General features: G+C 60.9%; 9 protein-coding genes and 5 tRNA genes. 3 read left to right on the top strand and 11 right to left on the bottom strand.

Translation table 11 applies throughout. The annotated features are described in order from the left end of the window. Window positions 1-27 precede the first annotated feature (27 nt). A complete protein-coding gene (locus VSP_RS34675) occupies window positions 28-1224 on the top strand; it encodes a PDDEXK nuclease domain-containing protein (RefSeq protein ID WP_081452470.1) in 1197 nt (398 codons plus the stop codon). Between the two features lie 243 nt (window positions 1225-1467). Here the strand turns inward: VSP_RS34675 and VSP_RS09195 are convergent, their stop codons facing one another. The 5 genes from VSP_RS09195 to VSP_RS09215 form a co-directional block, all read right to left on the bottom strand. After that, window positions 1468-3330, bottom strand: a complete 1863-nt coding sequence (locus VSP_RS09195; RefSeq protein ID WP_009960191.1) for a hypothetical protein — start codon at window positions 3328-3330, stop codon at window positions 1468-1470. A gap of 106 nt (window positions 3331-3436) precedes the next feature. Next, the gene (locus VSP_RS09200) at window positions 3437-4849 is read right to left on the bottom strand and encodes a DUF1552 domain-containing protein (protein ID WP_009960192.1); all 1413 of its coding nucleotides are present in this window, start codon (window positions 4847-4849) and stop codon (window positions 3437-3439) included. 64 nt (window positions 4850-4913) lie between these two features. Then, entirely contained in the window at window positions 4914-7409 is a 2496-nt protein-coding gene (locus VSP_RS09205) for a DUF1592 domain-containing protein (protein ID WP_198141351.1), read from the bottom strand. Between the two features lie 79 nt (window positions 7410-7488). Beyond that, a complete protein-coding gene (locus VSP_RS09210; RefSeq protein WP_009960194.1) occupies window positions 7489-10110 on the bottom strand; it encodes a DUF1592 domain-containing protein in 2622 nt (873 codons plus the stop codon). Between the two features lie 11 nt (window positions 10111-10121). After that, complete coding sequence (locus VSP_RS09215) at window positions 10122-11384, bottom strand: DUF1552 domain-containing protein (protein WP_009960195.1); 1263 nt, start codon at window positions 11382-11384, stop codon at window positions 10122-10124. 137 nt (window positions 11385-11521) lie between these two features. On the opposite strand from VSP_RS09215, the gene VSP_RS09220 reads away from it, so the two are divergent. Both VSP_RS09220 and VSP_RS09225 read left to right on the top strand, forming a co-directional pair. Beyond that, a complete protein-coding gene (locus VSP_RS09220) occupies window positions 11522-13615 on the top strand; it encodes a sensor histidine kinase (RefSeq protein ID WP_157210811.1) in 2094 nt (697 codons plus the stop codon). Window positions 13616-13621: 6 nt separating this feature from the next. Continuing rightward, window positions 13622-14350, top strand: a complete 729-nt coding sequence (locus VSP_RS09225) for a response regulator transcription factor (protein WP_009960197.1) — start codon at window positions 13622-13624, stop codon at window positions 14348-14350. Window positions 14351-14462: 112 nt separating this feature from the next. Here the strand turns inward: VSP_RS09225 and VSP_RS09230 are convergent. The 6 genes from VSP_RS09230 to VSP_RS09250 all read right to left on the bottom strand — a co-directional run bounded on the left by VSP_RS09230 (window position 14463) and on the right by VSP_RS09250 (window position 16827). Further along, window positions 14463-14535 (bottom strand) — tRNA-Leu (locus tag VSP_RS09230). Between the two features lie 15 nt (window positions 14536-14550). Then, window positions 14551-14626, bottom strand: a tRNA-Glu gene (locus VSP_RS42065). Window positions 14627-14926: 300 nt separating this feature from the next. Next, window positions 14927-15002, bottom strand: a tRNA-Leu gene (locus tag VSP_RS09235). Window positions 15003-15108: 106 nt separating this feature from the next. Beyond that, window positions 15109-15184: transfer RNA gene (locus VSP_RS09240), tRNA-Leu, on the bottom strand. A gap of 209 nt (window positions 15185-15393) precedes the next feature. After that, window positions 15394-16647, bottom strand: a complete 1254-nt coding sequence (locus VSP_RS09245; protein WP_009960198.1) for an IS4-like element ISVsp5 family transposase — start codon at window positions 16645-16647, stop codon at window positions 15394-15396. Window positions 16648-16754: 107 nt separating this feature from the next. After that, window positions 16755-16827: transfer RNA gene (locus VSP_RS09250), tRNA-Gln, on the bottom strand. Window positions 16828-16942 lie beyond the last annotated feature (115 nt).

Here is a 16942-nt window from a genome sequence, read left to right on the forward strand (position 1 = left end):
TTCCGGTGCATCGTTGGACCGGACAAAATGAAGAAGCGCACTCTACCGTCGGGATCAAAAAGTTCGGAGTTTGGCAGCTCAGTCGAACCTGAAGCTCGATCATCTTTGGGCCGTGCGAAGGACGAAGCAAGGTTCACTGCTGCGCCTTCCAAGCTGGGGCTTCCAGATGCGTATGGGACCGCCTTACAGGAACTCAAGCTAAGAATTGGGAAAGAAAGAGTGCGTGCAGTTCTTGCTGCAAACGCGGCCATGGTCTTGCTCTACTGGGATGTTGGGCGCGTGATACTGGAACGTCAGTCTGCTGAAGGATGGGGCGCAAAGGTGATCGACAGGCTGTCGTCAGATCTTCGCGAAGCGTTTCCCGACATGAAGGGCCTGAGTCCTCGCAACCTCAAGTACATGCGTGCTTTTGCTGAGGCTTGGCCAGACAAGGCCATTGTGCAAGGGCCTCTTGCACAAATTACGTGGTATCACAATATCGCTCTCTTGGAGAAGCTCGACCAGCCGCAGGTCAGGTTGTGGTACGCCGAGAAAATACGTGAGTGTGGCTGGTCACACAACGTCCTGATTCTGCAAATTCAAGGTCAGGCCCATGAACGAACCGGAAAGTTGACGAACAATTTCGAACTTACGCTGCCTCCAGCCCAGTCTGATCTGGCAGTCCAAATTTTCAAAGACCCCTATCTGTTCGACTTTCTCGGGACGGCAGACCCAAGGACGGAGCGCGAGATGGAGGTGGCACTGGTTGATCACATCCAGAAGTTTCTACTTGAGTTGGGGGCTGGGTTTGCGTTTGTGGGCAGGCAAGTGCACTTGGAAATTGGAAACGAGGATTTCTACATTGATCTCTTGTTCTATCACCTTCGCCTGCGTTGCTTCGTGGTGGTAGAGCTGAAGTCGGTGGCATTTGATGCGGCATTTGTTGGACAGCTGAATCTTTACCTTTCTGCTGTTGATGACTTGCTCCGACACACTGACGACAAGCCGACAATTGGCCTGCTGCTCTGCCGATCACGCAACAAGTTGGTGGTCGAGTATGCTCTGCGGGATCTGAAGAAACCCGTTGGCGTAGCAGAATGGCAAACTCGGCTGACTCAGTCGTTGCCCAAAGATCTCAAGGGGAGTTTGCCGAGTATCGCCGAAATCGAGGCTGAGCTGGCAGCGGGGGAGATCGAGCCGCTAAAAGTCGGCAAAAAGTCTCCGTCTCAACGAAAAAGACGATGACCTACGAGGGGGCAAACAGCGTGGCAATTTATTCTGAAGTGCTTTCTGCCAGAGAGGCATTGCTCGGACAGGGCAGGAGTTTGCCATGCTGAAAGCTTTGCGTAGGTGCGGAGTCTCCTCAGGTTCGTTGGAATGGTTGTCCTGCGCAGAACTACGACTTCAGGTCAGGTGGACGGCCTATTGAAATGCGCTGAAGGGACATCGCTTCCTCGATGACATCCGGGTGTCACTGCATGGCTCCCCTCAAGGTCTCTTGTTCGGAGTGGGTGTAGCGTTCTTCCCAGCAGCGAGCCTGGCTTTGTTCTTCTGGGCTTCAGCCAGGGCTTTGTGAAGGTCCGTACCAACCCAAACTTCGGTGCAGACTGCCGGGGCGTTGGCGAAGTCGCCGTTGAGATTGATGATGAGGGCGTCGCCCACAGCGAGATCCTTAAGTGCGGCGTGTGTCTCAAGTGTCCCTTTCCACACCTTGGTGTCCTTGTTGAGGCGAATGAGGCTGCGGCCGATGTCGGGCGGGCGCTCCATGTCACCGTTGTAATTCTTCACCTCGGGGATCTGCCAGCTTACGTTCACGGTGAGGCTGGAGGGATCTGTGGAATTCAGCGTGGGCTGGAGGGACTCCACACGATAGGTCATGGCGTTGGTGGCCAGACGGGTGAATTCATCGGTGACGAGGCTGGCCTTTGTGAACTTGCCCTGCTCATCCTGGAAGAGATGAAAGCGGCAGCGGGTACCGATTGGCAGATCTGCCAGGGTGGCATCGGTATTGAGATACTTCACCGTCCCGAGGTTCTGCGGCAGGAGGCTGAAGTCCACTAGCTCGCCCGTGCGGTCGGTTTTGAACTGGCCGGTGCGGGTGGCAGCGTCCACTTTCGTCAGTTCTCCTAGAACCACGTGCTGGGCGAAGGGGGGCGGAGCGATGCCGGGTTTGAGCTGGTACCAAGGTAGGTGTTCGTTGCCAAAGTCGGTGCGGAAGGGGAACTGATCGGGATACTCCTTGGCGGGGTTTTCCTCGAGTTCAGGAGTCTGAAGACGGCCGAAACCATAGCCCATCAGGCTCTCGCCATAGAACTGGTCCTTGGTGGGCCAGCCGGAGCCAAAGAAGCGGACGACGCGTCCTTTGCGGAAGCCCTCCAGCATGTTGGAGACCTTGAACGTTGCGCGAATGCCGCTGTTGCCATAGCCATCGGTGGGGATCCGCTCGGAGGCGATGATGCTGCAACCGTCCTTGTCCACGCCTGGATTCCAGGTGCGCAGATCCTGGTTGGCCACACAAAGATTGCCACCCTTGCCCTGGGCGAGCACCTCGCCGTAGAGAGTCTGGTACAGCTTGGCATCGCCGCTGAAGAAGGTGACCGTCACCGTATTGCCCTCGGTCTTGGTCACCCAGCCGGGCAGGCCGCGATGTTTGGTGAAGGCGTCAAACTTCTCGCGCATCTGTTTGGTGGCCAGGGCGTGGGTTTCCACGCCTGCCCAGATGTCTGTGCAAACGCCGGGGTTCGAGGAAGTCTTTCCCGTGAGGGTGTAAAGCAGTTCGTCGCCGGGTTTGAGATCTGCTGGTTTGATCTGGTCTGTTCCTCGCCAGCAGCGGGTGGCGGGAGTGAGCAGCAGTTCCTTCTTGCCCAGATCCTCCTGTTTCTTGCTGATGCTGTGCTTGGTGGTAAGAAGCTTGTTCTCCGCCAGCTTCACCTCATCCAGCCGGTAGGTGAAGCTGCGGCTGGCGTCCATGGTGTACTGGTCCTGCATGGTGGCCAGCCGGGTCCAACCGCCCTGGGTGTCCTGGTTCAGGAAAAACAGGAAGAACGTGCCCAGCGGGAGATCGCGGAGCGAGGCCTCTGAATTCAGATACTGTGCGGTGCCATAAGGGGGCAGGGTGAACTCCACGAGTTCCCCGGTTTTGGTGGCGCGAAACTGGCCGATGCGGCGGATGAAATCGATGCTGACCAGTTCCCCGCTGATCCGCTGGTCCGAATGGTGGGCAGGGAATGCCGGTGAGGAGGTGGTGCTGGTAGTCGCTGCTGGGGGGGCGGCGGCCTTTGCGTACGCGGGAGGCAGGAGGGTGTTGCAAGATAGGAGGACGCAGAGAGCGTGGAGGAAGCGGCGTTGCATCGGCGGAGTTGTCAGTGGGCAGTGGGCAGTGGGGTGGATGATCGGAAATATTCGGAGGAGCAGGTCAATCCAAAATCACAAATCACAATTCCCAAATCCGTCTCTCCTACACGATCTCTGATATGGGGCCGAGGCTGTCCACGAAGGTCTCTGAGTTGACTTCCATCTTCTGAAGCATGGTGAGCAGCACGTTGTTGAGGCGGGCTTTGGAGTCTTTGGGTTTGCCGCAGAGGCTGCGCCATTCGTCGTAGCTCAGGGTGTAGTCTTCCTTCAGGTGAGGGCGGTTGTAGTCGAGGTGCTGGCCGTGCTTCAGCCCCAGGCCCCTGCCGCCGGCGAGGAGGATGGGCAGGTTGCTGTTGCAGTGGCTGTGACCATAACTCATGCCGCTGCCAAAGAGGACCATGGTGCGATCGAGCAGGGGGGCGTCACCGTCTTTGACTGTTTGAAGTTCATTCAAAAAGTGGGCGAACTGCTCCATGAGGAATGCGTCGCTCTTGGCCAGGCGTTCCAGCACGACTGGGTCGCCATTGTGGTGGGAAAGATTGTGGCGGGCCTGAGTGATGCCGATTTCCGGAATGGCGAGGCCATTGCCCTCACTGCCATTCATGTAAGTGACCACTCGTGTCATGTCGGTGCGCAGGGCCAGGACGATGAGGTCAAACATGGTGCGCCAGTATTCACCGGCCTGGGCTTTGGGGACGTCTTTCTGGAAGGGGGCGGAGCTCTTGTTGTCCACCGCGGGCTTGGGGACATCCAGCCACGAGTCCAGTCGCTCGGTGCGTTGCTCAACATCGCGAACGGCGTGCAGGTACTCGTCCAGCTTGGTGCGATCTTCAGTGCCCAGCGCCAGTCTCAAGGACTTGGCGTCATCCATGACCGCATCCAGGACGCTGCGACGTTTGGTCAACCGGGCCCGCTGGGCGGCGATGCCGCCGGTTTCTTCACCAAAGAGACGGTTGAAGATGACTCGTGGATTGTCATCCGCAGGGAGGGGGACGCCATCCCGGGAAAAGGCGAGGGTGTTGCTGTTGAAGGGCTGACCCGTGCCTGAGGAAATGGAGAGCTCCAAGGAGGGGAAACGAGTCTGTTGGCCCGTGACCTCGGCCATGACCTGATCGCAGGACACACTGTTCTCGTACTTTCGTCCACCTTGGGCATCGATCTTGGCACCGGTGAGCCAGGTGTCCGCGCAGACGTGGGCCTGGCCCAATCCATTAGGATGATGCAGGCCGCTGAAGACGGTGAAATCCGACTTGTACTTGGCCAGGGGTTTTAACGACTCGGACAGTTCGTAGTCCCGGCCGGCCTGCTTCACCTGCCAGGTCATGCCGTTCACGCCATTGGGCACATACACGAACACGCTGCGCCGCGGCTTGGCGGCTGCTGCCACACTGGCGGTGGTGGCGCGCACCTTCATGGGCAGCATGGCATCCAAAAGTGGCAGCGCCATGGTGGTGCCGAGGCCGCGCAAGAAGCGGCGGCGGTCGAGGAGCCAGTTCTGGGAGAGGATGTTGCTCATGGAGTTGGTGAAGTGAAAAGTGGCTAGTGAAAAGTAAAAAGTGAAGTCAGTCGCCTGTGGTGGGTTAGCGCTTCTGGAAGAGAGGGCTGGTGACGAAGGCTTCGATGAGGGATTGGATCTTGTAGTCGGAGGACTGAGCCTGATCGGAGATCTGCTTCAGTTCCTCACGGTCGCTGAAGGTCATGCCGCGACGCAGGGCGTAGGTGGCCAGTTTTTCGGTGAAGGCGAGGGCGAACTTGTCGGCGTCGGAGAGGAGCAGTTGCTTGAGTTCGGCTCCGTTCTTGAAGGCGCGGCCGTCGGGCAGGGCTCCACTGGGATCGAGCTGGGGATCCGCGCCGGTGCCATCACGTACTGTCTCCACGGTGCGCCAGCGACCGATGGCGTCATAGTTGTCGAAGGCGACGCCCAGGGGATCGATCTTGTTGTGGCAGGCGGTGCAGTTTGGATCCGCACGATGCTGCTCCAGTTTCTCGCGCACGGTCACCTTCTTCTCTCCAGCAGCCGGCGTGGTGAGCGCGGGCACGTTCGCAGGGGGCGGGGGCGGGGGCTTGCCGATGATGGACTCCAGCACCCATACGCCCCGGTGCACGGGGCGATGACGGGTCCCGTCTGAACTGAGGCTGAGAATCGCTCCCTGCGTGAGCAATCCTCCGCGGTGATCTTCTGGTTTCAGTGAGACGCGCTGCACTTTGTCCCCCCGGACGCCCGGGATGCCGTAGTGCGCGGCCAGACGCTCATTGAGCATGGTCCAGTCGGAATCGAGGAAAGCACGCAGGCTGTCATTCTTCTTCAGCACCTCGCCAAAGAAACCCACCGTCTCCGCCACCATGCTCTGCTCCAGGTTTTCATCGTATTCAGGGTAGAGCACTTTGTCCGGCGGGAACATGCCCACCTTGCGCAGTAGCAGCCACTGGCGGGGGAAGCTGTCGGAGAATTCCGCGGCCTTGGGATCGGCCAGCATACGCCGCACTTCTGCACGGAGTACTTCCGGTTCGTGGAGTTTGCCGGATCGCGCCTGGTTGAGCAGGCGGTCGTCTGGCATGCTGCTCCACAAGAAGTAGGAGAGGCGGGAGGCAAGCTCCCAGTCGGTCAGGCGGGGGGAGCCGTGGGACGCGTTGCCCTCCTCCAGATAAAGGAAGCTTTTCGAGCACAAGATGGCCACCAAGCCACCGCGGACAGCGGACTCGAAGCCCTCGCCCAGTTGCTGGGCTTTCTCCACAGGTTTCAGGAAACGATCAATTTCTCCGGGCTGCACCGGGCGACGCCAGGCCTTCTCCGCGAAGCGGGCGAGGATCTCCCGGGCATACGGGATGTCCTTGTCTTGCTCGGGGACATCACTGCCACGGAAGAAGGCGCGCTGGTGCGCGGGGGTGGGCCAGGACTCCACGATGGGCCCGTCCCACTCCACGGAGTCGATGATCAACGTGGGCTGGATGGGCTTGTAGTCATCATCCGTCAGCTTCATCTGCCACGGCACGCGGCTCTTCGTGGTGGTGAAGGCATTGGCGGTGCCAGAGTGGCGGGAGCGACGGGCTTCCGGATTGGGCCCGGGCACGGAGTTGATGAGGCGGATCGGATACTTCCCGGCGATCAGGTGCACGCGGGCCTCCACGGTGATGGGCGAGTTCTCCGGGGCATCCACATCCTGCTCCAGCAAGGTCTTGTCCACGCTGGACATGTACACCTTCAGGCGGGGAGCCCGGCCCCCCTCCGGACGCAGACCGCTGAGCTTCACCCGCAGGAGGTAGTCTCCCGTGGTTTTCACCTCCAGGGGCCAGGTGTCTGTGGTGTAGTTGTTCGGGACGATCTCGATGCGTACCTGATCTGCGATGCCCCGGGCTTCGTACTCCTTTGCGAATCCCTTCCAGCGCATGTCAAACGGCATCCACCGGATGACGTCGCGCTTGGGCTCCGGACGGAGGGAGAGAGCTTCATCCAAGACGGCCTCTGCGGCAGCAAGGTGCTTCTCAACATGAGCGGGAGACAATGTCAGCACTGGCCCGATGCGCTCGAAGCCGTGCCAGTCCGGGTCCTCCGGCAGACCGGAAGGGCCTTTGACATCAAAGTTCACCCCTAGCAGGTCGCGGACGCTGTTTGCATACTCGCGCCGGGAGAGCTTGCGAAAGGAGACACGCTCCGCACCGGAAGCCTGGTTCTGTGCTTCCGCCTCGCGGAGCTGGCCCACAATCCACTCGGCGACTTTGGCCACCTCAGCGGGGGCGGGGCGCGGCTCATCGTCAGGTGGCATGTCGCCGGAGTTGATCCGGTTCATGATCTCCTCCCAGTGCCCCATGGTCTTGGGAGAGCGGGCGTTGATCAGGAGCGTGTCCGTGCGCAGATCCGCCTTCTGCTTCTTCTCCCCGTGGCAGGCGTTGCAGTGCTGCTGGAAGAAAGGACGTACGACGTCATCGAGTCCGGCAGGGGTGCCAGTCCCTGCGGCGGCAGTTGACTCTGCCGACCAGAGGGAGGGGCAAGACCCTGCTGCCAGCAAGGCGGCCATACCCAGTACTGGGAGAGGGAGAGGGAAAGGGAAGATGGGACGTGACGGGGAGGAAATCATGGAGCAGGACTGAGCAAACAAAGGGCGCACGGATGCAGACCTTTCGGGGAGTGACCCCCGAGTTTTCGGGGTGGCACGGTCACTTCTGGCGGAAGATCTCGCTCTTCACGCACTGGAGGATGATCTCACGAAGAGGGAAATCGGCCTCTGCCGTGCCCTCCACGATACGACGGATGGCCGGGCGGTCCGTGACTTCCAGATCGCGGCCCAGCGCGTGAATGAAGAGCTTCTCTACCAGACAGCGGGCGAACTGGTCACGTCGGTTGAGCAGCTCCGCCTTGAACCCGGTGACGTCGTTAAAATGCGTGCTGCCGAACTGACCGCTCGCATCCACCGGCAGAGCGGTCTTGTTGTTGAGGTAATGCCCCCGCCAGCGGCCGATGGCGTCGAAGTTCTCCAGGGCAAAGCCCGGCGGATCAATCTGGCGATGGCAGCTGCGGCAGCTCCCGCTGGCCTGGTGCTTCATGAGCTGGTCCCGGATCGTCTTCGCCCCGCGGATGTCCGGCTCAATGGCGGGTACATTGGGCGGGGGAGGTGATGGTGTGGCCCCCAGGATGTTTTCCAACAGCCAGACTCCGCGGATGACGGGCGAGGTGTCCACCCCATTCGCGGTGAGCGTGAGCACACTGGCATGGCCCAGCACCCCGCCACGGCGGCGATCGGTGAGCTTTACCTGCGTGAAGCCGAGCGATGGTGCGTGCCCGGCCCCGTCAGGGACCAGCTCCTGGGGCGTCAGTCCCGGCACTGCGGTAGCAAGGTTCTTTGAGACAACTTCCGGGCTCATCCCGTAGAGCCGGGCCAGGTCCAGGTTCACCAGCGTGTAGTCAGAGTCCAGCAGACGGGTGGCGGGGCCGTTCGTGTGAAGGAGCTGGCGGAAATAGAGGCGCGTCTCCATCCGCATGGCGGGTTCGAGGTCATTGTCATAGTAGGTGGCAAACTTGTGCACGTCTGGGGCCATGGTGCCGAGCTTGCGCAGGTCCAGCCATCCGTTGAGGAACTCCTCCACGAAGGCCTCTGAGCGAGGATCGGCCAGCAGCCGCAGAGCCTCCCGGCGCAGCACTTCTGGCCGGGCAATTTCCCCGCTTCTGGCAAGCTTCATCAGGGGCTCATCCGGCATGGAAGACCACAAGAAATAGGACAAACGCGAGGCGAGCTCGTAGCCCGTGAGCTGAGACGCCTTTTCCTCGCGATAGAGGAACTCCGGCGCACAAAGGATGGCCTTGACGCCCTCCTGGATGGCTGCCTCTGCACTCATGCCGGATTGCTCTGCCTGCATCACGAGCGCGAGGAGAGGAGCCACCTCGGTATCTGCCACCGGCCGCCGCCATGCCTTGGAGGAGAAGTGTTTCAATACTTCCGCCGCAGACTCTTTGCGATAGGGGGCGCTGCCGAAGATGGCCTGATGGCTCTCCGGTGGCCAGGTGTCGTGCAGAGGGCCAGTAACCTCTATGTGGGAGACCTGGATGCGTGGTGACTCGAACCACATGAAGAGGTTCCAGTCATTGGACTTGTCCTGCTCGTACCTGGCCCGTTGCTCTGCATTTAGCAGCCGCTCAAAGTTCGCTTTGAAATAGTTGCGCAGCCGGTTGTTGCTGTCGCTGGGACCATTGGGGAAGCCCAGGCGGGGGAACTGCCCACGATCCATCCACACGCGACATTCCAACCACGTGGCCTGATCATCGGGCAGATCCCAGACGGCGAGCTGGCGCTGGCCCGACTGGTAGCCCGTCGCGGCCGTGTCCAGCGCCTCTTTATTCTCGGGGTCAATGCCCTCCAGCGTGCCGGTGTAGATGCCCAACCGGATGGGCTCGGAAGGATCCCAGAGAGAGGGGAACTTTTGTTTCCTCAAATCCAGGGCGGGATCCTTGGGATCCAGGTCGGCATAGCGGTGCTTCGCCTCGGCGCGGATGCGGATCTGGTACCAGCCACTCTCCGGGACTCCGGCGCGCAGTTCATCCACTGGCGCATAGCCCATCTGGGGAAGCCCACGCATCCGCTCTGTGAGTGACTGGTGAGGGGGACACTGGCGCAGCGTCTTCTGATAGTACGCGTTCTCTGCGTAGGCGAAGCCTCGCGTGGTGCGGTCAAAGGGCGGCACCAGGTGCCATTGCTGCACCTTCGGCTGCGCGCGGAACTGCACGGCCCGGGTCACAATCTGCTCTGCGGATTCCAGATACTGCCGCAGCAGGAAGCTGGAGGTGACGAGCTTCTCCCCGTTGCTGGCGAAGCCATGAACCCGGGTGTCCTCTGGAAACTCACGGCTGGGGTCAAAGCTGCTCACGTCCAGGTGCAGCAGATCTCGAATCGTGAGCCGGTACTCGGTACGGTTCAGGCGGCGCAGGGTGGCGGGCCGGTGGGCGGCACTCCCCACCGCCGTGACCTGGCCCCGGGCGTGAGCCACGAGCTTGTCCTCCAGCGTCTGCACCACGGTGTGCCGCTCCTCACGAGGGGGCTGGTCTTTGTCCGCTGGCGGCATGTTCTGTCGCTCGATCTGCTGCAGGACCTTCAGCCAGTCTTTGGCATTGGCCGGGGTGATGGTGGCGTCCAGATGCTCCATGCTGAAACCGCCCTTCTTCGTGGAGTCATCATGACAGTCAAGACAGCGTTCCGAGACGAAGGTCCCCAAGTCAGGGCCCGCACCGACGAGGGAACTGGAGACTATGGGAAATAACAGTGATGCGAGAGCGGCGGCCGGCGTCATGGGAGGGAGAGTCAGATCACGCCATTCATCGTGCCTGTGCTGTAGCCAAAGCGCTCCGCATCCCGGCCAAAGCGCTGCGCCATCGTGAGGTAGAGGTTGCTCAGCGGCACCTTCCTGCCTTCCTCCTCCGGCATCCTCACATGAGTCTGGTGGCGATATCCTCCTCCGGCCACCAGGATGGGCAGATTGCGATTGGTATGAGCGCTGCCGTCTCCCATGCCGCTGCCAAAGAGCACCTGAGTGCTGTCCAGCAGGCCGAGGTCAGAGAGCTTGGTGATGAATCGGGCGAGCTGGGTCATCTGGTAGCGCTCCACCTTCCGCATCCCCGCCATCAGCGTGGGGTCCTTGCCATGGTGAGAGTAGGCGTGGTATCCCTTGGCCTCGATGCCCACTGCCCCTGTGTCGAAGGCACCGGGAATCTCGATGGTGGCCACTCGTGTGGAATCGGTTTGCAGGGCCAGGGCAATGAGGTCGAACAGAATCGGGAGCTGCTGCGTCACCGTGCCATTTTTGGGCTCTTTCATCTCCACCTTGGGACGTGGACGGGAGACCCAGTCCCGCTCCTGCTGGAGGGTCTTTTCCACTTCACGGATCGAGGTGAAATACTGGTCGAGCTTCTCCTTGTCGCCGTGACTCAGCCGGCTGTTCATCAGCCGGGCCTGTTCCTGAATGGTGTCGAGAATGGAACCCTGCTGCTGATACCGGGCGGTGCGCTGGGCCGCCTTCTCGGCAGGATCATCCACAAAGAGCATCTGAAAAACCTGGCTCACCTTTTGGATGGAGGGCACCATCACTCCAGAGCGTGTCCATGAGAGCTCGACACCGCCGCCATTGTTGCTACCCGCAGAGGTGTTCAGCACGGGGAAGCGGCTGGCCCCTGCCACCTGCTCGGCACAGTACTGGTCCAGCGTGATGTTCCCGTCCGGCATGCCTGCGGCCTCGGAGGATCTCACTCCAGAGAGAAACGCATGGGTCCCGGAGTGGCCTCCGTTCAGTCCGTGGTCCAGATGGGAAAAGACTGTGAACCTCCCCCGCACCTCCTCCAGGGGCTGGAGGCTCTCTGGCAGGGCGGCGTTCAACCCCGTTTCTGCAGGGAAGAAGGCGTCCTGAATCATGCCGAATGGGTTGGCCACGCAGACGAAGCGTTGCACGCTGGTCTGACCTGGGATCCCCTGACCCATGGCCTCCAGAAACGGCAGGGCGAGGCAGGCCCCCGCCCCGCGGAGCAGATGGCGGCGGGAGAGACGTCGGCGGTAAGTCAGGATGTGGCTCATGGCGGAAAGGCAGGGACAGGCGCTCGGAGAGTAACGGACGGAATCCTGAATTGCCTCCCCCGAGTTCTCGGGGTGAACAGGTGAAAATGGTGGATGGCAAACGCAGGTCGCGAAGCTAAGCTGGGCGGGTCCCACCGATGAACGCTGCTCTACGCGAACGAGATTCCTTCCCTCCAACCGTCCGGTGGGGGAAGGGGGGGACGCGCAGGACGGCGACCTTGGTCGTGGCCGGGGCTGCATGGGGGCTGGCTCTGTTCTCCCTCCCGTGCCACGCCGGTATTTTGGAGTGGTTAAGCCCGGAGCTCGCCCACATGGAGCGGGAGCGCGCGGACCTGGAGCAGCAGCTTCCCAGCCTCCCTGCTGCGCCTGCTGTGCATCCGTCCGAGCGGATCGGGTGGCACAGCGTTTATTTAGGCTCGCCCGACACGGAGCAGTGGGTGGATCTCCGGCTGGGCCGGCCACAGGTTGTCGATGCTGTGGTGCTGATTGCTCCTCCACCTGGCGGTGCGACGACGAAAGCGGGCTATGGCTTTCCCAAGCGTTTCCGCGTGGAGGCGATTGTGGCAGAGGATGCGCAAGACGGCACCGATGACGATGGTCCTGTGGTACTGGCGGACTACACGCGGCAAGATTTCCCCAATCCCGGCAATCTGCCAGTATGGATCCCGGTGGGGGGGAGGATGATCAGGGAGCTTCGCATCACGGCGACCCGCCTGTACACTGAGGGCGGGCGCAGTTTTGTAGCGCTGGGGGAGGTGATGGTGATGCAGGGGAAGAGAAACCTCGGGCCGGAACTGGAGGCCGTGGGGCCAGACCGGGTAAAGGCCCGTAGCAGCCAGGGCACGCGGCCCGACTGGGGGAGGATCAATCTGGTGGATGGGCACACGGTGCTGGGGCCACCGCTGGGGCGCCGCGAAAGCCCGGCGTTGGGATTCCGCAGCAAGCCAGCCAGTGAGAGTCTCGGGCTCACGCGACCGTGGGTCATGGTGGACCTGGGTGAAGTGGTGCCCGTGGATGAGGTGAGGCTGTTTCCTGCGCATCCGCCAGCCTTTGCCCACAGCCCCGGGTATGGTTTTCCGGTGCGTTATCACCTGGAACTCCGGCTGGATCAGACGGAGCTGCCGGAGTATCTGGCACCCCCGCAGTCCGGCAGCTACACGGCACCTCCCGGGGATAATGTGGTGACCCTCGTCGGGGAAGGTCGGCGCGCCCGGTTCGTCCGGCTGAATGTGGATGAGCCTCACGTCAGCAACGGCAGTGCCGTCTTTGCCCTTGCGGAACTGCAAGTGTGGTCTGGTGGGCAGAATGTGGCGCTAGGCAGGCCGGTGACTTCCTCTGACTCCACAGAAGTGGAAGGCTGGGAAAAAGGGGCGCTGGTGGATGGCTATGCCAGCGTGGCCGACATTGTGGACTGGCCCGACTGGCTGGAGGGCCTTTCAAAGCGTCGGGAACTGGAGCAGCAACTGGCGGCGCTGGCTGTGCTGCGTGGTAGCATCGTCCAGCGCTGGCAGCGGGCGGGCTTGCTGATTCTGGGTGGATTGGCTGCGGCAGCCGTGCTCGCCATGGTGGGTTGGAATTTGCGCCAGCGTCAGCTGCGGCGGTCGGAAATGGAGGCCCTGCGGGAACGAATTTCCCAGGACCTGCATGACGAGATCGGCAGCAGCCTCGGCAGCATTGCCCTGATCAGCCAGGACGCTCTGGCCATGGCACCGGATGATGATCTCAGGCGGGAGTTGCAGGAAATACGGGATACCGCCCAGCAGACGCTGGACTCCATGCGGGATATTGTGCGGCTGGCCCAGAGCGGGGTCTATGGGCAGGGAGACCTGACTGCGCATCTGCGGGAGATCGCGGACCGCATGCTGCGTGGCATTCCGCATGAGTGGACGTCCGACCCAACAGTGGACCGGGCCTTCAACGCGCTGCCGATGAACCAGCGGCGGGACCTGGTGCTGATGTTCAAGGAGACCTTGCACAACATCATGCGCCACTCCCGCGCGACAAACGTCCAAATCCACTTGAACCGCGAGAACTCCATGGTCGAGGTCTCGGTCCGGGACAACGGGTGCGGGTTTGCCTCCACAGCGCAAAAGGCAGGATCATCGGCCAATGGCAGCGGCATGGGACTGTCCAATCTGCAGCGGCGCGCTGCCAAACACGGCGGGCGTACCATCATTGATTCCACTCCCGGACAGGGCACCCACATTCGCCTCCGGCTCCCACTTTCCTAGACCATCATGGCTGACGCATCTGCCCCTTCTCATTCCCCTGTGCCTGTCTGGCTGGTGGAGGATCACAAAACCTATGGCGAGCGGCTCATGCGGGCTCTCAACCGGCTGGACGGCATCACCTGTGGACAGCGATTCACCGCGGTGGAGGATGCCGTGGCCCGGTTGCAAGCGGTGGGTGGCAGCGATCCTCCGGCAGTGCTGCTGTTGGATGTGGAACTCCCTGGCATGAGCGGCATTGAGGGAATCGCGTCCTTGAAGGCTCATGCGCCGAACCTGGCAATCGTCATTCTCACCGTGTTCGAAGATGACGACAAGATCTTCCGCGCCATCTGCGCCGGTGCCGCAGGCTATCTGCTGAAAACCGCCGGGGTGGAGGACATTGCCGGGGCCATCAGGACGGCAGCCAGCGGAGGATCACCCATCAATCCCGCAATCGCCAGGCGGGTGCTGGAGATGTTCTCCAAAGTGAATGCAGGACGGGCGGGGGATCAAGGAAACACCGTTGGGTCAGAAGGAGCAGTGAACCGCGGAGGTCAGGTCTCGTACGGCCTGACCCCTCGGGAGCTGCAGATCCTGGAGCTGCTGGTGCAGGGGCACACCATCAAGCAGGCAGCGGGAGAGATGGGCATCGGCTACTACACGGCGGACGAGTACATCCGCAGCGTGTACGAGAAGCTACAGGTGCGCAGTCGTGGTGGAGCGATTGCCAAAGCCGTGAAAGAACGGTTGGTTTGAGAAACGGGTAGGCCCGCAGGGGAAATTAGGAATTAGGAATTAGGAATTAGGAATTAGGAGGTTTGAGGTTTGAGGTTTGAGGTTTGAGGTTTGAGGTTTTGAAATGGTTGGGTGCTCACGACAGGATTCGCACCTGCACTGGCGGCGCTCTCAACGCCGTGCCTCTGCTGTTGGGCTACGCGAGCGAAGTGATGGTAAATTGGCAACCCCAGCCGGATTCGCACCGGCATTCTTCGATAGAAAGTCGAAGGTCTTGGCTGATTAGACGATGGGGTCAAGGGGAAAGGGAAGAGGGATAAGCCTGCTTCTAGAATTGGCGGAACGCGGAGGACATGCTCCCCATCGCACAGTAGAGTACGACGAATCCGTTAGCACCGGGCCCCAGCGCGCTTGTCTGGTTCACGTTCCGTTGAGAGAGGTAAGGGTTTAGACTGAGTATGATGGGTTGGCGTAGCACCAAGAGAGGAGGGAAGCCTGAGATGGGTGGTTTCGCGCTCAGGTGGAGGAGGTGAAGAGTAGTTTGAGGGCGTGTTGGCCTTGCCGGATCACGAGACGTTCGAACCTGGGGCAATGAGATGGTCCCGATGGCAGGAGTTGCACCTGCACTGACTCCGGTTTGAGCGGAGCGCCTCTGCTGTTGGGCTACACCGGGGGAAGAGAAAATGGTGCTCGTGGCAGGACTTGCACCCGCATGGGTCTATTACGGTTTCAAGGAGTTAGAAACTCCAGCCGATACACGAGCATGGTGGAGATGAAGTTGGTCCCGGCGGCAGGATTCGCACCCGCACTGGCTCCGTTCTAAGCGGAGTGCCTCTGCTGTTGGGCTACGCCGGGGAAATGGTGCTCGCGGCAGGACTTGCACCCGCATGAGTCTGTTACGGTTTCAATGGGTTCGAAGCCCAAGCCGATACGCGAGCATGAATAGTAAAGTGGACCCACAGTCATCCCATAGCCCTGCAAAAGCAGCGCCAGAGGCTTGAGTTGGTGATGTTTTGAAGTGCCTTTTGCGAAAGTGATTTCTCAAACGGGGCGGTCCTGCTCCGTTATGCGACGCCTGCTGTCCCATAGACGGGGGGCTCCAGCCCAGGCAGATACACGCTTTGCGGGCTGGCTCGCATCTTCCATGGACCGCCTGCTGTCCCATAGAACGCCAGCAATCTGAGCAGATCCACCCGGCTCCAAGTCACCCCTCGGATCATCGTGAAGAGGCGGGTGAAGCTGTGCGGCCAGCCCGATACTTGTGCCAGGAACCGCAGCAGCACATAGAGCAACAGGGCCGCCCAGAGCTGCCAGCGGATCGCGTTTTTGCTATGTCCCAAAAAATCACAGATGCAGAGCGTTTGCTTGATCTGCTTGAAGAACACTTCAATGCCCCAGCGGCTCTGGTAGAGTTCTCCTACCGTGCTGGCGGCCCATTCTGTCTGGTTGGTGATAAAGGCCATGCGCACTTCCTTGCCGTCAAGCTCCACGAGCATCTCCACCCGGCGCAGCGGGCCGGGATGTTGCGAAAGGCTCCTGGCTCCTTTGAGCACAATGAGGTCATCGCGCAGCACCTTGCCTTGCGGCCGTGCCTGGAGCTTGCGCGTCACCCGGTAGCTCATGTTGTCCTTGGCACGGGTGACCCAGAAGATGCCCCGCCCGGTCAACTCCCAGAGGTGGGCAAAGTTGATGTAAGCCTTGTCAAACAAGGCAATTTCCCCGTCTTTGAGGCTGGCACAAAGCGCGCGGGAGCGCGAGTCATCATGATGAGAGGCTTCTTCGATGATGGCAAAGGCTGGCAGGAAGGTTTGCAGGTTGAGACGCAAATGGAGCTTGGCCGCCGCCTTGCGCTGCCGGTGCTTGGCCCAACTCATACAGTTGGCCACCAGGGCGATGGTGCTGGAGTCGATGGCGTAGATGGCCCGTCTAAACCGCCGGGGCAGTCCTTCATAGCGCAGGCCAAACCCGGGGTGCCGATGCTGGAGATGATCCAACATCTTCCAAAAGAGGGTCTCCATCAGGTCGCTGTCCCGATTCTTATTGGCATGGGACAGGGTGTTGCGGGCTGGCGGTGTCGCTCCGCGGATGGCAGCGAGGGCCCCGGCATGATGCCTCAAGCTGTCGCACACATCGTTGAGACTGATGGAGTGTGTCAGTTGCGCGTAGAGCAGGCTGACCACGTGACTCCAGGAACTGAAGGTGCGCGGCTGGCTGCCGTGGTGGTGTTGAGCGCAGAGGTTCGCGACCAAGTGCCCGGGAATGAGCTTGCAAAGCTGCCCCAGAACGCTTCCAATGACTTTGGCTGGTTTGAATTTCATCTCAGGCCTACCCTGTGTGGGGTAGGCCGCCAGTCACCTTTTTGTTTCGCTGTGGGACGGCTGTGAAGTGGACCTGTGAGTTGCTTGCTGCCCCGCAATTCACCAAGCGGCTCCGGATGGATTTGCACCATCAACCACCCGGTCCAAAGCCGGGTGCTCTGTCTGATTGAGCTACGGAGCTCCTCGTGGTGAATCTGAAACATGGTGGCAAGGGGGATTGGTCGGGCGCGTCCGAGTTGCACGGCTCAACTCCACACCGAATGGAGCATGCTGCTGTCACATCCCGCGCCCGGGA

The organism is Verrucomicrobium spinosum DSM 4136 = JCM 18804 (assembly GCF_000172155.1).
Taxonomy (GTDB): domain Bacteria; phylum Verrucomicrobiota; class Verrucomicrobiia; order Verrucomicrobiales; family Verrucomicrobiaceae; genus Verrucomicrobium; species Verrucomicrobium spinosum.

Bases quoted from the DNA above. Each gene is read 5' to 3' on its own strand.
- VSP_RS34675 (WP_081452470.1), top strand. From the start codon at position 28: ATGAAGAAGCGCACTCTACCGTCGGGATCAAAAAGTTCGGAGTTTGGC.
- VSP_RS09195 (WP_009960191.1), bottom strand. From the start codon at position 3,330: ATGCAACGCCGCTTCCTCCACGCTCTCTGCGTCCTCCTATCTTGCAAC.
- VSP_RS09200 (WP_009960192.1), bottom strand. From the start codon at position 4,849: ATGAGCAACATCCTCTCCCAGAACTGGCTCCTCGACCGCCGCCGCTTC.
- VSP_RS09205 (WP_198141351.1), bottom strand. From the start codon at position 7,409: ATGATTTCCTCCCCGTCACGTCCCATCTTCCCTTTCCCTCTCCCTCTC.
- VSP_RS09210 (WP_009960194.1), bottom strand. From the start codon at position 10,110: ATGACGCCGGCCGCCGCTCTCGCATCACTGTTATTTCCCATAGTCTCC.
- VSP_RS09215 (WP_009960195.1), bottom strand. From the start codon at position 11,384: ATGAGCCACATCCTGACTTACCGCCGACGTCTCTCCCGCCGCCATCTG.
- VSP_RS09220 (WP_157210811.1), top strand. From the start codon at position 11,522: ATGAACGCTGCTCTACGCGAACGAGATTCCTTCCCTCCAACCGTCCGG.
- VSP_RS09225 (WP_009960197.1), top strand. From the start codon at position 13,622: ATGGCTGACGCATCTGCCCCTTCTCATTCCCCTGTGCCTGTCTGGCTG.
- VSP_RS09245 (WP_009960198.1), bottom strand. From the start codon at position 16,647: ATGAAATTCAAACCAGCCAAAGTCATTGGAAGCGTTCTGGGGCAGCTT.